9 protein-coding genes and 1 tRNA gene are annotated in these 18371 nt (G+C 54.9%); 2 read left to right on the top strand and 8 right to left on the bottom strand.

Features of this window, described 5'->3' with window-relative positions; all coding sequences use genetic code 11:
- Window positions 1-12: 12 nt before the first annotated feature.
- Window positions 13-3312, bottom strand: coding sequence for a DUF5107 domain-containing protein (locus HW273_RS05165; protein ID WP_179010761.1), 3300 nt, complete (start codon window positions 3310-3312; stop codon window positions 13-15).
- A 177-nt stretch (window positions 3313-3489) separates the two neighbouring features.
- Between HW273_RS05165 and HW273_RS05160 the strand changes: the two genes are divergently transcribed.
- Window positions 3490-4347 carry a helix-turn-helix domain-containing protein gene (locus HW273_RS05160; RefSeq protein ID WP_179010760.1) on the top strand — a complete coding sequence of 286 codons (858 nt, stop codon included), beginning with the start codon at window positions 3490-3492 and terminating at the stop codon, window positions 4345-4347.
- 89 nt (window positions 4348-4436) lie between these two features.
- On the opposite strand, the gene HW273_RS05155 is transcribed toward HW273_RS05160, so the two are convergent.
- The 3 genes from HW273_RS05155 to HW273_RS05145 all read right to left on the bottom strand — a co-directional run bounded on the left by HW273_RS05155 (window position 4437) and on the right by HW273_RS05145 (window position 8123).
- Window positions 4437-5519, bottom strand: coding sequence for a substrate-binding domain-containing protein (locus HW273_RS05155; protein WP_179010759.1), 1083 nt, complete (start codon window positions 5517-5519; stop codon window positions 4437-4439).
- 127 nt (window positions 5520-5646) lie between these two features.
- Window positions 5647-6618, bottom strand: a complete 972-nt coding sequence (locus tag HW273_RS05150) for an ABC transporter permease (protein WP_179010758.1) — start codon at window positions 6616-6618, stop codon at window positions 5647-5649.
- A complete protein-coding gene (locus HW273_RS05145) occupies window positions 6615-8123 on the bottom strand; it encodes a sugar ABC transporter ATP-binding protein (RefSeq protein WP_179010757.1) in 1509 nt (502 codons plus the stop codon). The genes HW273_RS05150 and HW273_RS05145 overlap by 4 nt, the downstream gene beginning before the upstream one ends.
- Before the next feature lie 208 nt (window positions 8124-8331).
- Here HW273_RS05145 and HW273_RS05140 point away from each other — a divergent pair, with 208 nt between their 5' ends.
- Window positions 8332-9411 (top strand): aldose epimerase family protein, encoded by a 1080-nt coding sequence (locus tag HW273_RS05140; RefSeq protein WP_179010756.1) that lies wholly within the window; start codon window positions 8332-8334, stop codon window positions 9409-9411.
- 248 nt (window positions 9412-9659) lie between these two features.
- On the opposite strand, the gene HW273_RS05135 is transcribed toward HW273_RS05140, so the two are convergent.
- The 4 genes from HW273_RS05135 to HW273_RS05120 form a co-directional block, all read right to left on the bottom strand.
- On the bottom strand, window positions 9660-15860 hold the full coding sequence (locus HW273_RS05135; RefSeq protein WP_179010755.1) for an SdrD B-like domain-containing protein: 6201 nt from the start codon (window positions 15858-15860) through the stop codon (window positions 9660-9662).
- A gap of 389 nt (window positions 15861-16249) precedes the next feature.
- Window positions 16250-16323, bottom strand: a tRNA-Pro gene (locus HW273_RS05130).
- A 77-nt stretch (window positions 16324-16400) separates the two neighbouring features.
- Window positions 16401-17726, bottom strand: a complete 1326-nt coding sequence (aroA, locus tag HW273_RS05125; RefSeq protein ID WP_179010754.1) for a 3-phosphoshikimate 1-carboxyvinyltransferase — start codon at window positions 17724-17726, stop codon at window positions 16401-16403.
- Complete coding sequence (locus HW273_RS05120; protein WP_179012441.1) at window positions 17726-18364, bottom strand: cytidylate kinase-like family protein; 639 nt, start codon at window positions 18362-18364, stop codon at window positions 17726-17728. Before HW273_RS05120 ends, aroA begins: the two co-directional genes overlap by 1 nt.
- Between the last annotated feature and the right edge of the window lie 7 nt (window positions 18365-18371).

Raw genomic sequence — 18371 nt, 5'->3', positions numbered from 1 at the left:
CCTCCCATTTTCTCACTTTGCGAACGCATTCTCCGCTATGTCTAAATAGCGAATTGCATTCCAGTGTGTCGGTTCCAACGCAATACAGCTCCGAAAGCTTTCCGCTGCAAGCGCATTGTTTCCATAGCCCAGATTGCCGAGTCCGATAAGATAGTGGCAGTGCGCCCTGTTCCGGCGATTCCAGTCCTCGTCAAAAATCTGGAAGTCCGGCAGCGAGACTGCAAAGTATCCGATCCGGACGTCATCCCTCATATGACGCTCCCCGTAATCTATCAGCTTGTTGAAATAAGACTTGCCGGAAACCGGCTCCCCCAGCTTCTGTCTGGCGAGTCCCTTGAAGTAAATCATGTCTGCCGGCTGGTCATTATAGTACATCATTCCCGCCGGCTCGTCTGTTCCGATGGTCGCCGCTTCAAAATACGCCCTCGCCCCCTCCGGATTTCCGAGCGCCTCCTCACAAAGCCCGAGATAGTAGTTCACATGATTATCCTTACTTCCCTCCAGCTTGCCCTCGCCGAGATTCTCCGGATAGCTGCGCGCCTGCAGGAGAAGTGCCTTGGCATCCTCCCAATTCTGCGCCTTCATTTCTTCAAGCACAAGCCCGAGCAGCGCAAATACATACTGGGTTGTGATCTTGCCCTCTCCTCCTTCCCACGGATGGAAATGGTTCTCCATAATGAAATCCAGCGCCTCTCTGTACCTTCCATTAAGGGAAAGCAGGGTTGCATATTCTACCTTGAGATCATCCCGCTGCATAAATACGGAAGCGTTCCGTTCATAATTTTCGAGACGTTTCTCTACCTCCGTATCCAGCTTTTTCAGCAGCTGATCATGCTCCAGGAAGATTCTCGGATTCTCGGGCTCCAGAGCATACGCTCTTTTCATCGCTGCTTTTGCCTTCTCCGGATCCTTTTCTTTATTATAGTAGGCCAGAGACAGGTTCCTCCAGGCAGCTGCAAAGTCAGGTTGCTTCTCTGCCGCTCTTTCCCATGCCCGGATGGCAGATTCATAGACCGTCTTGTCATAGTAGAGGTTTCCAAGAAGGTACCATGCGTTTCCATCCCCCGGGTTGCATTCCACAGCTTTCTTTAAAACCGGAATATCCTCGAGCTTATTGGGGAATACCCAATCCGTCGGGGCTTCGGCGGCAGCTTTGTAGAGCTCCAGCGCCCTTTCCTTCTTCCCCAGAAGCAAGGATATATAAGCCCTGTAATAGTCCAGCATTGCCCAAGGCTCCGTACAGAGCCCCAGTACGGCAAGCGCCTCTCCATAAGCGCCGAATTCCGCATAGTCTCGGGCGATCGAGAGAAAGTTCTCATGGTAATTTCGCGCGAGTCTTACAAGTGCAGCGCGCTCCCTCTCCCCTGTCTCCGCATCAAGATATGCTTTCTCGAGTCTTGACACATAATCAAACGGATCTACCCTGAGATTTTCCGAAATACTCTCCAATGCCTCCTTTCTCCTGCCCAGTCTCCGGAGAAGGTAGGTGCGGAGCCCCCGCGCTTTGACATTGTGTGCATTCTTTACAAGACTCTTCTCCACGAGCTCCAACGCATTTTCATAGTTTCTTCGCCTTGCCTCGATGGCCGCCGCATAATAAAAGCTCATTTCCTGCTGTTCGTTGGACCAGCTCGCCTTGAAGAATGCGTCGAAGGCCTCGTCGTCCCGCCCCTCATAAAAGAGCACAAGTCCTAGATTATAGTACGGCTCCGAATTATACGGATTGGGATTTTTCCATGTGGCGCGTTTGATCGCCGCACGAAAATGCGCTTCCGCCTCCTCGAAGCATCCGCGGCGCAGCAGCAGGAAGCCATACGCGTTGTTGATCCGAATGTCTCCCGGATCCCGCTTCAGTCCCTCCAGATAATACGGATCCGGGCGGTATGTGGCATGGCGGTACTGCTCGATATGAAGGCCGGTGAGATACAGCTCCTCATTGGTCATGATTTCCGACGGATCCTTGGCTGCTTCGGCCGGCTGGGGAAACTCCGGAAGCTTCTTTTTGAGCGGCGTATAGCTGATGAGCTCCCGCCCCTCGGAAAGGACAGCGAAATGAAGCCTCGTCTCGTCCTCTATCGCAAGCTTCACCGTCCTCTCATAGACATTGACGGGACTTAAATGTGCCTTTTCCCTGACCATCACCTCTTCTCCATAGCGAAGTACAAACTCCGCTTCCGGATAGTCTCCGCTTCCGTAGGCGATCATATGAACGCCCCCTTCTGTGAGCTCCAGATTGATTGCCGCCTCTCTGGACGCATTTTTGATCTGCCCCACTGCCTTGTATGGCATGAAATACTGGGTAAAGGTCTTTTCCTCCATCGGCTTCAGCCATGTAAAATCCGGTTGGTTATCGGTGAATACACCGCACATCAGTTCGATATAGGGACCATCGCTGTCAGTGAGGTTCCTATCCCATGCCCGTCCGAAGTCTCCGCAGCCCCAGGTCCACTGCTTCTTTCCCGGAGAGATATGATGATCTGCGATATGCAGAAGCCCTGCTCCCACCTTATAGTCATAGCCCCCCACAAAATCGAAGTCCGATTTCTCTGCCATGTAGGAGGTTGGAACGGGAATATTTTTGTATCTCGAAATATCGACTCCGGCGCTGTAATCATGCTTATAATAAATTCCTGTGGCGATAGGGAATCTGGACACGTCCCGCTTCCCGTGATCCATTACGGCATGTACGTCCGGGGGAAAGATGGATTGGGTATCGTCATTCACCGGAACCGCAGGATTTGCCCACCAGAGGAAGGTCTGCGGCATCCCGGTTCTGTTATACAACTGTCCTCTGATTTCGATATATGCCTTTCCCGGATACAGCGTAAAGCTCGCGCCGCCACGCGTTCCGTACATCTGATCAGTATCGGAAATGCGGCAGGAGACAGAACCGTCAGGATTCTCGCACAGCATATAATCCACCGGCATAAAGGTCGTCGGACGATGATGCTGCGGCCAGTTGAATTCGATTCCTCCGCTGATCCACGGACCGCAGAGCCCTACCAATGCCGGCTTTATCACATGGTTATAATAAACAAAATCATAGCCGTTTGTCTTATCATAGGCTTTCTGAATCCGCCCGCCCAGTTCCGGCAGAATCATCACCCTGAGATACTCATTCTCCAGCCAAACCGCCTTATACCGCTTTTCTTCCTTTGTATCCTTTATCTTTTCGATCACCGGATAGGGATAAATACGCCCAGAACTCCCCTGATAGACCCGCTTCTCCAGGAACATCGGCATTTTATCCGGCTCCCCGATCCCATAGCTTGGAAGTGTTATTTCCTCTTCCCAGATCCTGACTTCTGACATTTCCGTGTCCTCCTTCTCCGCTGCGATTTCGATAAGTCCGGCGGAAACTTTTTCGATTCGCTGATTTTCTTTATAAATAATTTTAATTTCTTGCTTATACTATATATCCATATTATATTTATATCATTAAATTAACTTGCCGTTTCATTTTTAAATCTTGCTTTCAAGGTGCCCAAAATGATCTCTACCGAAAAATATGTGCAGCCCGGCTCTGACTTCTACATTTATACTGCCGGTACCCTCGCGAAGAAGCTGTTTCTCTACCCGATGATTACCGGTTCCTTCAAATACCTTCCCGGCTATCATATCAGTCGAAAGGCCTTTGACAGCTTCCTCATCATGTACATAAAAAAAGGTTATTGCACTGTGGAAACAAACGGCAGGAGCTACCATGCTTATCAGGGAAATGTTGTGCTCATCGACTGCTATTCTCCCCATGCCTACGGAAGCAGCAGCGGCTGGGAGGCGGAATGGGTCCACTATGACGGTGCTGCCGCGCGAGGGTATTTTGAAGCCATCACAGATTCCAGCGGCCCGGTCATTACCCTGAAGGATACCTATCGCTTCGAGAAATACCTTCACAATATCTATCTCAGTTTTCGGAATTCTCTGGCGGTGCGAGAGCCTGTTCTGAATAATTATCTCATCAATCTGATGACAGAGCTCCTGCTGGTTCGTAATCAGGATATCGCAGAGGTCTCCGCCAGCGGTATCATAGACGATACGCTGGCTTACATTACGGAGCATCTTCAGGAAGAGCTGTCTCTGGAGCAGTTGGCCAAGCAGGCATCTCTCAGCAGCTTTTATTTCTGTCGTCTCTTCAAGAAAGAAACCGGCTTTTCTCCCCATGAATATGTCATCGAAGCGCGAATCAACGCCGCCAGATACTTCCTCCAATCTACCAGAATGAGTATCAAGGATATTTGTTTTTCCTGCGGCTTTTCGTCAGAATCCAGCTTCTGCACGACCTTCAAAAAGAAAACCGGTCTGACCCCTTCCCATTTCCGCGCCCATGTCAGCTCTGAACCGCTCTAAGCCGCGAGGCTCCCCCGAGCTTCGCTCGGGGGCATGCAAAAGGCAGTCGATTTTTCGACCGCCCCCTGCTCATCCGTTCCTTTCCTGCCTTATTCCGCGTCTTTCCCCATTTCCACCTTATAGTTTTCAGGCGTGACAATGACCGCATCGACAGCCGTTTCCAATGCCGGCGACCCTCCGCCGATTATCTGATACAGTACCTCTACAGAGCCTTCCCCCACAGATTGGGAGGAAAAATATGCCGCCGCCTTCATACAGGTTCCCTCTGCGCCCTTGGTGTTCCACTCATCCTTTGCCATGTAGCCACCAAGCCCTACTACGCAGGCCTCCTTGTCCAAGCCGGCGGACTCCAGCGCACGGCACGCACCGATGGTTCCTTCCTCATTGGCGCCAGTCACAAGCCATCTCTTAATCTCCGGATGCGCCGTAATGACAGAGGCCGCCGCTGTATTTCCCTTATCCGTCGTTCCATCATAGTCTGCCTTATAGATTTTATCCGGTGCAAAGTCAGGACAGTCTGCCGTAAACTGATCATACTCGCCCTCTGCCCGCGGCACACAGGAGGATACCGTATCCATGGTGAGGAGCAGAAGTCCTACATCATCCTTCCCCACCAGCTCCTTGTCCTTGGCATACTGCGCAAGCCATTTCCCGTTCGCCTGTCCGATCACATAGGCATTGATCCCCACCCAGGGCACCAGCTTATTTCCAGAAGCATCCTGCAGGGCATCGTCCGCTGCAACGATGGGGATTCCTGCTTCCTTCGCCTTATCGACGACCGCCTGCGACATCGTCTGATCCGGAATACATGTCACGATTCCCTTGGCATTATTCGCAATGGCATTGTCGATGGCCTTCAGATACTCCTCCGGATTCATTTTGGCGTCGACATAGGTGAAGCTGTCACCCCTTGCCTCGACAGCAGCCTTTGCCGCGGCACCCTCATCGATGAACCATGTCTGGTCACCTGCCTTATAAATTCCATAGACGATGCCTCCGCCGTTGTCTCCTGCCGCAGCGGCATCCGCAGTCTTTGTATCCGCCGTCTGCGATGCGGCCGTCGTGTCTGCAGCCAACGTAGAGCTCCCCTCTACGGAGCAAGCCGCCAGAGAGCCCGCTATGGCCACTGCCATCCCAAGTGCCATCAGTTTTCCAAGCTTTGTTTTTTTCATTCCTTCCTCCTTTGCGCTTCCTGCGCTGACTGCATAATAGAATTTATTTACTGGATAAGTCCCTGTCAGGCGGCAGAATGGACGCCATGCCTGCATGAGCGGACATTCCAGCAACTGACAGGACTTATCAGAGATTCTTCATGGAAAGTTCCAGAAGCTCTTTCTCCCTTCTTTGCTTGCGGATAAAGTCTGTTGTCAGAGCGAAGAGGAGAAGACCGCCCTTGGCTACATACTGCCAGAAAGAAGGAACATTCACCATGGTAAGCCCCGTATTGAAGGCCTGAATCAGGATAATGCCCAGAATCGTTCCGCTCATATCACCGACGCCCCCGGCGAAGGATACGCCCCCGAGGATGACCGCTGTGATGGCATCGAACTCAAGGTTTACATTGGCTGCCGGCTGCCCAGAATTCATACGGGCAGAGAAAATGATGCCGCCGACGGCACAGAGCGCGCCCATCATTACAAAAGATGTCGTGATGATACGCTGCGGATTCAGCCCCGCAAGCCGCGCGGCTTCCTGCGAGCCTCCGATCGCGTAAACAGAACGTCCGAATTTCGTCTTGGCAAGCATGATGCCGAAAATCACAATAGCAATCAGCATGATCCATACCGAGAGAGGAACGTTCAAAATACGGAGCTTTCCGAGGAGCAGATACGTCGGATTTGCGATTGCCACCGGCTTTCCACCGCAAAGAATATAGGCGAAGCCGCGAATGACGGACTGCGAAACCAGTGTCGCAATGAAGGCCTCCAGCTTAATCTTGTTTACCATGAAGGCGTTGCAGAAGCCTACCAGCATTCCTGCCAGAACCGTAATGATACAGCTTATCAGAAACGAAACGCCAAGACTCACCAGAGTCGCGGCCAGCACGCCCGCGAAGGCCGCCAAGGATCCGGGCGACAAATCATTCTGCCCCGCAATAATAAGATACGTATGTCCGATCGCCACCAGTCCCACCAGAGAGGCCGCAATCAAAATATTGATCATATTCGTCACAGAAAAGAAGTTTCTGTTCAGTGCCGTAAATAATACAAATACTGCGGCAATGGCCGCGAGAAGAACGAGCTTGTCTCCACTGATCTTTCTTTTTTTCATGCTTCCTCCACCTTCCCGATCATAGCGAGACTAAGAAGTCTTGTCTCTGTAGCCTCTTCTCTTGTGATCTCGCCTGCGATCTGCCTTCCCTTCATGACGAGGATCCGGTCAGAAAGCCCGATGACCTCCGGAAGCTCGGAAGAGATCAGAATGACGCCGATCCCCTGCTTCGCAAACTGACATATCATGTTATAAAACTCGGATTTCGCACCGACATCGATGCCTTTCGTAGGTTCATCCAGAATCAAAACCTTGGGTTTCGTGCTGATCCATCTGGCAACGATCGCCTTTTGCTGATTGCCTCCGGAAAGCTCAACGATCTTCTTATCCGGCGACGGCGTTTTGATCCGGAAATTTCGGATCCCTTCCTCCGCGACCCTTTTTTCCGCCTCGGTATCCACAAATCCGATCCTGTTGGCATGTCTGTCCAGAAGAGAAATATTGATATTGTCGGACACCGAGAAATTCGCGAGTATTCCCTGCAGCTTCCGATCCTCCGGCACGAGAACGATCCCCTGCTCCATAGCATCATGGGGCGAATGGATACGAAGCTTCTTTCCCTCCAGAAATACCTCCCCGGATTTCATCCTGTCGGCGCCGATGATGGCGCGCATCAGCTCAGTGCGTCCCGCCCCTACCAATCCGGAAAAACCCAGAACCTCGCCCCTCCTCAGCACAAAGGAATTGGGCTTGACATAGTCTGAGGAAACGCCCTCTGCCTCCAGAAGGATCTCGCCGATCTCCTTTTCTCTGTCCAGACTGCGGTAGATATCTCCCAGATCACGGCCCACCATCATTCGGATCATATCCGACTGTGAACATTCACCTGTCTTTACCGTGTCTACATAGCGTCCATCCTTGAAGATTGCGACCTTATCGGTGATCTCCGCAATCTCCTCCATCCGGTGAGAAACATATATGATGATCTTCCCCTCTGCCTTCAGCTTGCGGATGATTTTGAACAACGTTTCGATCTCGGCATCCGAAAGAGATGCCGTCGGCTCGTCAAAAGCGATAAGCTTGAGATTCTCCCTGGAATAGGCCTTCATGATTTCAACCATTTGCTGATAGGCGATGCTGAGATCCTTTACCTTCGTCTCCGGACGGATCGAAAGCCCGAAATCATCTATAATTTTCTGCGCCATTTCCCCGGCTCTCACCGTATCGATGATCCCGAATTGATTGGTCGGCATTCTTCCGAGATAAATGTTTTCTGCGACACTGAGTTCAAGCAGGATCTGACGTTCCTGATAAATGATAGAGATTCCTTCCTCTATGGCCTCATGCGGGCTTCGGAAGTGCTTCTCCTCCCCATCCATAAGATAGCTGCCGGAGCTCGGCTGATAATCGCCGTTCAGTGTCTTAAGCAGCGTGGATTTCCCCGCGCCGTTCTCTCCCAGAAACGCAAGCACCTCGCCGGAATACGCTTGAAAGGAAATATCATCCAATGCCTTGACACCCGGAAAAAATTTGGAAATATGCCGGAATTCCAAAACGTGTCCCATGCTGTCCTCCTCTATATTTTGGGGCTTCTTCTCTCTCGCGGTCTTCCGCTCAGCTGTTTCTATTCTAATGCAGTCTCCGCTAAAAATCATTGTCCGCATTTGCCGAATAGTTTATAAATCTTGCTCTCATAGAGAAATTTGAACATAAACGAAGATTTTTGCTCTATACTAAAAATCGAATAATACTGCGAGGAAAATCACTTTGAAATTGGATATTTTAACAGATAAAAAACGAGATTCTCGGATCCTGCTTCGTACTTTTACCGGCAGCGGTCTGCTTGTTATGCTCTCTACTCTGGGCGCGGCAATTCAAAAAATTGCCATCCCACTGCCGAATACGGTCTCTGCTTATCGGGATCTTACGCTCTGCTATCCGGACGACGAGCAGCTCCTCTCCTCCGGCTCCTATGCCGGACGCACACTCGCGCCGAATGCCGGCAGGATCCGAGACGCGCGGCTTCCCATCGACGGTCGAAGCCTTCCCCTTCTCCCTAACGAGGGACAGCACCAGCTGCACGGGGGAGCGCACAACCTTTCCCTGACTGACTGGCGCGTGAAAGAGGTCGAGGAAGCTCTCGATCATGTGGAGGTATGCTTCGAAGCCTTTCAGCCGGACGGTCTGGATGGCTATCCGGGAAACCGAAGCTATCAGGTACGTTACCGAATCGAGGATACCAACTGGATCCTCATCCGCTATACTGCGGTTTCCGATAAGCCTACCTATATAAATATGTCAAATCACTGCTATTGGAATCTCCGCGGCATTACAGAGAATGCCGGAGTCGATGGGGACGCGCTTATGCAGGAGCTGGAAATCTGTGCCAATGCTGTGGTGCTGAATGATTCGTGCAATATTCCGCAGGATATCGTCCCTGTCGCCGGTACTGCCTTTGATTTCCGTTCTCCGGTGACGCTGCACCGCAGGCTCCGTCCGGCTGTTCCGCATAATGAGCGCACGAAGCGTCAGCTTTCCATAGGCCGCGGCTACAATAATGCCTTCCTCCTCACTTGTCCCGACCTTAGGCGGAGGCTTCGAGGCATCTCTCTTCCTTATTCTCTGAAAAAGGCCTGTGTCCTGCGAGATCCCCTCTCCGGGCTGCAGATGACCATGATGACCGATTCCCCTGCCCTGGTTCTCTATTCCGGCGGCTTCCTGCATCCTCCATCCTCTGCGATCGCATTGGAGGCACAGGATATCCCCGATATCGGAAATCTCATGCCGGAGCGCATGCTTCTGACCGCCCCGGAACATCCGTTCCACAGGGAAATCCGATTCCATATCGTATAGGAGCACCGTATAATCAGCTCTGTACGAAGATATTTCCCTTTCAGCCAGCATCTAATAAGAAAAACCATAACGAAGTGTGAATTTCGTTATGGCACATGAAGCCCCGAAAGCATATAGAAGTCTGCCAATTCCTACGAGAGTCTCTTTTTGGCGCATAGCAGTAACACATACTCCATGAATAAACCAATGCTTCTATAACTGAAAAATCTGCCGAGTCAGCTCTGACTCGACAGATTTTTTATAGGCCTTTATTTCTTTCTCCTTCTCCGGAATACGACGATCCAGCCTGCCAGCCCGGAGGCTGCCGCCGCGAAGAGCAGCGCCATCCGCGTCATCTGGCTTCTGTCGCCCGTTCGGATCCTCCTGCTCGCCCCGAGTACCCTCTGTACCAGAGGCTCCGCGAACTCACGAACTGCGCCGAGCACCGCGCCCGGGAGCTTTGCCGCACGCTCTGCGCCGAATACGCTCCGCCGCGGCGTATCCGACGTACCGCCGCCGCCACCGCCTCCGCCACTTCCGCTGCCGTTATCCTGCGGCTGGCGGTAGGTATTTATGAATTCCGGAGCAGAGGCTTCCGGCAGCACAGAGGAATCGGTATGCTCTGCCGTATCGGTATCCGCCCTGTGAAGCGTCGTCCTATAGTCCCAGATCCCGTTCCCGTCCTTCCGAAGCTCCACTGTCCAATGGTATACCGCCGGGTCGTAAACGAAGCTCCCTGCCCGTTCGCTCGCGCTGTTCGGAAGCTCCGTGATCCGATAGCTGTAGCTTCCCTCCTTCCGGAACGGAATCGTGCCGAAGGGCTGCTCCAGCTTCGCCACGCTCCGGACCGCCTCGGTATTTTCCTTTCCTTCGTAGACCGGGAGGGGCTCTGTTCCGTTCTCTCCCTCGATCCGGAAGCGGAAAGTGATCGTATCCAGACGGTCTCCCGCATCTCCCGTGATCGTCTTTTTCGGATTCGGAGCGTCTACCGGGATCGCCTTGATCAGACCGGCGTCATAGATATTTGCCCTCTCCTCCTCTGCTTCCGGCGTCGCTGAAGCGCTCGCCGTCCTCTGATCCGCCGCGGCATCGAAGCGCATGTTCCCCTTCTTTGCCGTGAATTCCATATAGGCGTCCTCCGTCCCTGGATCCTCCGACGGATTGTGCACGACGATACGGCAGTTGTCTGCTTTTCCGGAGCCCGCAGTGCCATCCTTCAAACCATTGAAGCGATAAGAGCCATCCGCATTTGTCTGTGTCGTCATACGAAGGACAGGGGAACCTGCGGAGATATCGAAGAGCTCTACCAGCGCCCCGGAGATCCGCGGCTCTTCCGCATCCATGACGCCGTCGCAGTTCTGATCCTCCCATACCGTTCCGCCCAGATACCCCGGCGTGAGCATCGCCGCCACTGCCTCCCCCGCTGCCCAGGAGGTGCTCTTCCGATAGCTTCTCAGGAAGTACGGTCTCCAGACATTCTTCTGGTACATCTGTTCCGGCTTCGTCTGCGTGGTATCCACCGTCAGATGGAACACTGCATCGAAGGAATCCCCGTTTACGATTTCCTCCTTTCCCTCTGTACCGATCCACTCCAGCTTCACGAGGTTGACTGCATTCCAGTCCGCGGTTTTCCATGCCGCCGTCTCACTCTGCGCGATCCACGGATACCCGCTGCCCTCCCATTTCTCATACGTTCCGGTCGGATGTACATTTCTGGCATAATAGACCTTGAAGCCCTGCGGAACATCCTGAAGCGCATTCGCCAGACGCATGGAGAAGCGGAACGCTCCGTCCGGTGTGAGGACAGAGCCCCAGTTCTCACCCTCCTTCGGTACCGGCCAGTACATCGTCAGTCCGGATACCGGAAGGCTGGTCTCATTTTTCACATTCAGTCTGTAGTCGGCATCCTTATACATCCCCATAACCGACGCATCCGTCTCATCGAAGGTGCGATACCGATCCTCCGTCTCCACAGACTGCTTCGCGGCGGAGCTGACCGCCAGTCCCTCCGACGCAGTCAGCGTCAGAGTATGCATCCGCCCCAGCTTCTCACCCGCAGGATTTTCGCCGATGCTCCGCAACGCAAATACATCGTCGTATACCGGACAGTTGTGCCCGTTCGGAACATAGTCGATCGGCACCTTCGCGTCGTCCCGATACTCGACCCAGAAGAGATCGTCATAGCTTCCGGCAGGGTCGGAGAGCTTCGGGGAATAATCGAAGCTCAGCCATACGCCATTGTACTTGTCGCCCGTAGCGTAGGGCGTATTCCTGAGGCTTTTCGAGGTAATGACGTTTCCGCCGATGCGGCGGGCGTCATAGCGCTCCTGCTCCCCTGTAATTTCGCTAAAGTCCAGACGGTACAGCTTCGCCTTCGGATACTTTTTCAGCAGGCTCCCGCTCGGCATACGCTCCTCGATCTTCGGCTGCGGACCCGGATTTTCAATATCATCATATCCGCTGCCGGCATACTGCTTCTTCCTGACCAGCAGCTTCCCATTCGTGCTGTAGTGCATCCGGATGTTCTCATACGGCTCTCCGAACGGGCTGATGAGATAGATCGCATCTACATCCTGCGCGTTCATCTCGCTCCAGTCATGGAAATGCAGCATAGTGCTGTAACGATTCTTCACCGTTCCGGTCTGGAAGGCAAGTTTCTGGTCATAGTCCCGGTTGTTGCCGCCGACCAGCGACTTCCCTTGGAGTCCGTTATTTGCCCTCCCGACGATATCCGCATAACGGGAATTGGAGCCCTTTCCGCGGTTTTTTGCGTCCCCGGGGACAGGCGGCTGCTCCGGCTTCTGGTTCGCGATCACGAGCTCCGACTCGATCTCGCTGTTCCTCCCCTGCGGATATGCCCCATCAGAGAGCACATTGGCATAGAACTCATAGCTCTCTGCCTTACTGTGATTCCCTTTGTTTTTGTATTTCTTGCCATCTCTTCCGGCATCCTCCGACAGATAGCACTGCGCCGGAATCGTAGAGATGTCGAAGCGGAGCTCCTTTAAATAAATGTCGCTGTTTCCGCGTACGCCGCCGAAGTCCGTGCGGTTGACACGGTTGTCCGTCCCTGTATAGTCCTGCCAGTCCGTGATCTCTCCCGTTCTGCTGTTCCAGAGCTTCGCCTGCACCTTGGTGATTTGGTACTCTTCACCCGAAGCCGGGATCCGCTGCTCCGTGACGCCGATCGCTCCGCTTTCCTTATGGTCGTAGCGGATCGTCACCGTCTTCGGCGCGCTGTCTGCCGTTCCGCGGTTTCCGATAAGGAAGTAGCCCGCCTTTCTCTCCTGCCGGTGCTCATAGCCCGGCGCACCCAGATAGAGCTTGTAGACTCCGTCCGCCTCATAGCCGTCGGTCAGACGCTCCCCATTATCATAGGCGGTATTGACGAAAACCTCCTCGTAGTCTGCGGAAATCCGATAACGAAGAGACGGGTACTTCCCGGGCTCATAGTTCTCATATTCGTTCTCCGCATAGTCTCTCCCGTAGTAGCGCACCTTGACATCAGAAACCGCGACCTTTACCTCATACCCGTCACGGAATTTCACTGTGTCCGGAAATTTCCAAATCGGGCTAACCTTCAGCTCATAGGGTGATACGATCTTGTCCCGGATGGTCCAGGTATAGCCTGTCATTCCGGCAGGAACGGTATAGCCGTTTTCCGTCTGCTGTCCGCCTGTGGTCACGGTATACTTCGCATCCGCGAAATCGGCGGCATTTCCCTTATTGGAAGGATTGCCGAAGCCTGCAAACTCAGCGCCCTCCGGCACGGTGTAGGTAATCGAATACAGCCGGTACGCTGCGGCGTTGGTATAGAGCCCGCCGTTCGGCAGCGGCAGGACCTGGAAGATCTCGCTGCCGCTCATCTGTCCGCCGAGCGGGATGTCCGGTCCGTATGCCGCCTTCCAGCTCAGGTCATAGCGCTTGCTCTCCTCGTTCTGCATCGTCAGCCGATCAAGCTGTACCTCCTGTACAGCTCTGCCGTTGATGAACTGGGTGATCTTCAGCGGAATGCTGTGCGATTTCTTCATGGAAATCTCGTCATAGAACCAGCCGATCCCGCTCTCCCAGAGGCCGCTGTGCCGCGTCACCGCCCAGGAGGTCGTGATCGGGATGCTGCATTTCACGCGCTTCGCATCGTTTTCCTCTCCGAGGCTGTGGAACTGCAGCGTGAGCGTGCCATTGTACATATCCTGCCCGAGCACTGTCTCATTTTTCTTCGAAGCGAGGGTCTGCTCTGCCGGCGTGATTGTCCCCTTCAGGGTTGCATCCGTACCCTCTACGACATAGATCCTGTTATAATCCGTGCGGAATGAGAGCCCCTTCGGGATACTGACCTCTATCGTCTTATCCCTTCCTGCGCCGAATTCCGCCTCTATCTCGAGGCGCATCGTGCTTTGGTAAGGAATATTCGTGACCTCGCTTTCCCCCTCCCCGAGCAGATCGACTGCTCTGGTCTTCGTCACATTATTTTCTTTATAGGTATAGCTGAGGCTTGCCTTACGGAGATAGCTTCCCGTCTCCTCTTTGGCGCCGATCACGGTGCTGAAGCCATTCAGTGAGAACACGGCGGCGCCGTCCCGGAGCCGAATCTCCTGCTCCGCATCCACAGCGGCCTCTCCCTTTCGAACCGCCTCTACGATCCCCTCCATCGCAGCGGTATCGAGCCTGCCTGCGTCGTCCATCAGGTCCTGCCGGACATGAACGAGGCGCAGCGCCTCCTCACCGATATCCTCCTGTCCCGTCAGCGTGACCTCTACGGTCTCCCCCTCCGGAAGCAGGTACTTCTCTCCGTCCGCTACGATCTTCAGATCATAGGCAAAGAGCGGTGCACGCCGCGGCTCTGCCTCCGTCTTCGCAGCAGACAGAATCTGCGCGGCGAGCCCCAGCGGAAGCTCGGCGACAAGCAGCCTCGCATCCTGCGGGAAGCCGGACTGCGCGCCGCGAACCGTAAAGGTCTTCCCGCCGAGCTCCGCGGTAAGTACGCTCTGCCTCTGCTCCTGCAGCGCCGAGAGAGTATACTGTACGAGCGCAGCGGATGCCACGCCCTCCCAGACAGACGCGTCCGCCTTGAGCTCCTCCCACGCTTCCCGCCGCTCCGAGAAGAGCGCCCGATCCATCTCAGTCAAGGCCGCAGCGCTCGGCGCGGTCTCTGTCCCGTCGGAAGGCAGCACCTTGTCTGCGACATTATCCTCCCCTGCAGTCTGTCCCGCGCTGTCAAGTCGCTCCGCCTCTTCCCTGAAATCCGCCGACTCCGCATGATCCGAGACTGAAGAGCTGCTTTCCTCTTTCTTTTCGGATTCCTCCTTTTTTTCTCCTTCCGGAATCTCCTCTATCGCTGTATTCTCTTCTTCCGCGATCTTTTGCTTTTCTGCCCCCGCTTCGCCGCCCTCCGCTGCTTCCTCTTCTTTCCGCGAAACGCCTTCCTCTCTTTCCGAAGCCGCCTCTGTCTTCTCTCGCCTGTCTGCATCCGCGTCTTCCGAAGCGCCGTTCTTCTCTTCCGCCACGGCATCCGCCTTCTCCGATGTCTCCGAAACAGCTTCCGTATTGATTTGCGGCGCGGTTTCCTCTTCCGCCCGCTGCGAGGGCAGCGCTGCCTCGTCAGATGCCCCGGTATCCTGCATCGTCTGTCCTGCCGCTTCCCCTGCGGGCTCTGCCTGTTCCGCCGGCAGCTCCGAAGCGGAGCTCCGCATCGACACTTCCGAACTCGAAGCGAGTGTCTGCTCTCCGCTTCTCAGGCTGCGAAGCACTGCGTTCTTCGCCCTTTCTCCGCTCTGCACCGTGATCACCTGCCCCAGCGCCTTTCCGTTCCGGAAAAGCTGGTAGCGAAGCGGCTGCTCCGTATTTGTATTGCCAAAAAGCACTGTGATCCGCTCTCTGCCGGACAGCTGATAGGTTTCGTCCGTGCTGCCCGCCTCCGCCTCTGTGAACTCCGGGAAGCCATGGTCATAGAAAAGCTCGAGCAGCTCCCCGAAGCGAGAGCCTGCCTCATAGAGCACGACCTCCTGCTTATCCAGCTTCCGGAACCAGCTGCGAAAAAGGGCAAATGGGGCGCGCTTTTCCGCTTCCCCGCCGCGCTCTTCCTTCTCCACAAAGAAACGAAGCTCTCCCCCGGCCTCCTCGAGCAGCGAAAGTGATGCTGCGCCGCTCTCCGAATCCCGAGAAAAGAGCTCCAGCTCATAGAGAGGCGCACGGTTCTCCGCCGTACCCTCCCTCTCATCCGGACTGTAAATGCCGCCCAGCTCCGCCGGCTCTCCCTCGTCGATGGCACGCTGTGCCGCCGCATACAGATCCAGCTTCGAAAGCTCAAGCGCAATGCGGTTCCCGCTGACAGAAAGGAACTCGCTCTGTCCTTCCTGCGCCTCCGATGCCGACACAGTGTCCGCATATACCGCTCCTGCATTGGAAACAAGCATCAATGCGCTCAGCGCCAGCGCGCCGAGTCTCCTGTATCTCTCCCTCTTTGCCACAAGCGTCTCCTGTTCTCCTCTGTTCTGCCTCCGATCTTTGATCGGGGGAGCCTCGGGGTTTATCGCAGGGCTTGTCCCTGCGATGCCCCTTTACTCCTGCTCAACCTATTCTCTCTTTGCAGTGCATCCTGCGCACGCAAATATCTCCCTTTTGTATCTGTTCATTATAACATACACATATTTTAAAAACAATAATATTTATCATTATGAGTCAATGCGGGCTTCGAAACAATAGAAAAAGCGGGATTACGCACCGGCTTATGCCATAGGAGGCACTTTATCAGAGTCACCGTATCCGCGCGAAGAGAGAGCGCAATGCGTGACGGGAGGATAGCGCTTTAACGAAAAAAGACCCCAAAGAGCTGTCCTCCTCGAAGTCTCCTTCTCTCTCGATGCGACGGGATTCGAACCCACGACCTCTGCGTCCCGAACGCAGCGCTCTACCAAACTGAGCCACGCATCGTTTCGTCGCAGCTCACCGCTGCAACGTATGGTATCTTATCATCTATTCCAGGCTCTGTCAATCAGATTTTCTGTATTTCAGCCAAAACTTTCGAGCCGCTCGAAGAAGCCCGGGAAGGAGATCCGGATACAGTCCGCGTTCCGGATCATCACGCTTCCCCCTGCCTCCATGCAGAGCCCCAGCACCGCGAAGGACATGGCGATGCGGTGATCTCCGAAGCTCTCAACCACAGCGGAATGCAGACCGCGCCGGCTGCCCTTCCCATGGATCACCATACCGTCCTCTGTCTCCGCCGCATCTATGCCGAGGCGGCGCAGTCCCTCACACATCGCAAAGATGCGGTTCGACTCCTTCACCTTGAGCTCTGCGGCATCCCGGATCACCGTCGTGCCCTCTGAAAGCGCCGCGGCGGCAGCAATGACCGGCAGCTCGTCGATCAGCGCCGGAATCAGCGCACCGGAAATCTCTGTCCCATAGAGCTTCGAGGAGCAGACGCGGAGATCCGCGATCTCCTCCCCGCCGGAACACTGTAAATTCTCGATCCGGATCTCCGCGCCCATGCTCCGATATACCCGGAGGATCCCGTCCCGGGTCGGATTGACGCCCACATTCCGAAGCAGCAGCTCGGAATCCGGAAGCAGCAGCGCCGCAGTAAGGAAGTATGCCGCCGAGGAGATATCCCCCGGAATCTGCAGGATTCCCTCCGGCGCACAGAGCACCTCTGTCGGCTGCACAGTGATCACCGCGCGGCCGTCCGGAAAGATACGGCTGTCCACCGAGGCCCCCATCGCCTGAAGCATCCGCTCCGAATGATCCCGCGAAAGGAACGGCTCCTCTATGGTTGTCGCACCGCCCGCATAGAGACCCGCGAAGAGCAGCGCCGACTTCACCTGCGCGGACGCAACCGGAGAACGGTAGCGTATCCCATGCAGTGTGCGTCCCTCGATCAGAAGCGGCGCGCAGCCATTGCCCCGCACAGACCGGATCTCCGCGCCCATCTCGGAGAGAGGCTCCGTGATGCGGCGCATCGGACGTCTCTGTATGCTTTCATCCCCCGTCAGCCGGACAGAGAAGTCCTGTGCCGCAAGGATACCGGAGAGAAGCCGCATCGTCGTTCCGGAATTCCCGCAGTCCAGCGCTACCTCCGGACGGCGAAGCCCGCGCAGCCCTCTGCCGCGGATCCAAAGCTCCGTCTCATCCGGAGACAGCCGGATCTCCGCGCCCATCGCCCGGAGGCACTGTATCGTAGACAGGCAGTCCGCGCCATGCAGGAAGCCCGCCGCATGCGTCTCCCCCTCCGCGATCGCCCCCAGCATCACCGCGCGGTGCGATATGCTCTTATCGCCGGGAACCGTCAGCTCCCCCCGAAGCCCTCTGCCTCTTCCGAAAACCGCTCTGTCCATCAGTCAATATAGCCCTTCATGCGAATGTAGTCCGTCATCAGCTCCTCCATCTCGTCATAGTCGATGCGGGACGCATTGATCATCAGGTCGTAGTTATCCGCCTGCATCCAGTCCTCTCCCGTATAGTATTTATGGTACTCCCTGCGCTCTCTGTCAATTTTCTTGATCCGCTTGAGTGCCTCCGCCTCATCGACCTTCAGATAGTCCATCGCCCGGCGGATCCGCGTGACGAGGTCGGCATAGACGAAGAAGTCGACATGCTCCGGGATCCCCGCCTCGGAGAGGATATAATTGCCGCAGCGTCCGGCAATAATGCAGGTCTCCGCCTTCGCGATCTCACGGATCACCTCCGCCTGGAAGCGGAAGAGATTCTCCGGCGTCACGATATTGTCATCCGTCTTCGGCTTGCCAATGTCCGGCGTCAGATTGTCAATGATTCGGTAGATCAGATTGTTGCCCGCCTTTTCGTCCGCCAGCCGGAAATACTGCTCCCCGATCGCGGTCTTCTCCGAGGTCAGCTTCAGAATATCGCTGTCATAGAAATGGATACCGAGAGACTTCGCCAGACGCTCCCCAACCAGCCTTCCGCCGGAGCCGTACTGTCTCCCGATCGTAATTACAAAATGCTTCTTCATCATGCTCTGC

Origin of the sequence: Oribacterium sp. oral taxon 102 (assembly GCF_013394775.1) — a bacterium.
Lineage (GTDB): Bacteria > Bacillota > Clostridia > Lachnospirales > Lachnospiraceae > Oribacterium.
The sequence above is the reverse complement of the archived record's forward strand: the minus strand, read 5'-3'. Positions and strand labels throughout refer to the sequence as shown.

Bases quoted from the DNA above. Each gene is read 5' to 3' on its own strand.
- HW273_RS05165 (WP_179010761.1), bottom strand. From the start codon at position 3,312: ATGTCAGAAGTCAGGATCTGGGAAGAGGAAATAACACTTCCAAGCTAT.
- HW273_RS05150 (WP_179010758.1), bottom strand. From the start codon at position 6,618: ATGAAAAAAAGAAAGATCAGTGGAGACAAGCTCGTTCTTCTCGCGGCC.
- HW273_RS05145 (WP_179010757.1), bottom strand. From the start codon at position 8,123: ATGGGACACGTTTTGGAATTCCGGCATATTTCCAAATTTTTTCCGGGT.
- HW273_RS05155 (WP_179010759.1), bottom strand. From the start codon at position 5,519: ATGAAAAAAACAAAGCTTGGAAAACTGATGGCACTTGGGATGGCAGTG.
- aroA (WP_179010754.1), bottom strand. From the start codon at position 17,726: ATGGACAGAGCGGTTTTCGGAAGAGGCAGAGGGCTTCGGGGGGAGCTG.
- HW273_RS05160 (WP_179010760.1), top strand. From the start codon at position 3,490: ATGATCTCTACCGAAAAATATGTGCAGCCCGGCTCTGACTTCTACATT.
- HW273_RS05120 (WP_179012441.1), bottom strand. From the start codon at position 18,364: ATGATGAAGAAGCATTTTGTAATTACGATCGGGAGACAGTACGGCTCC.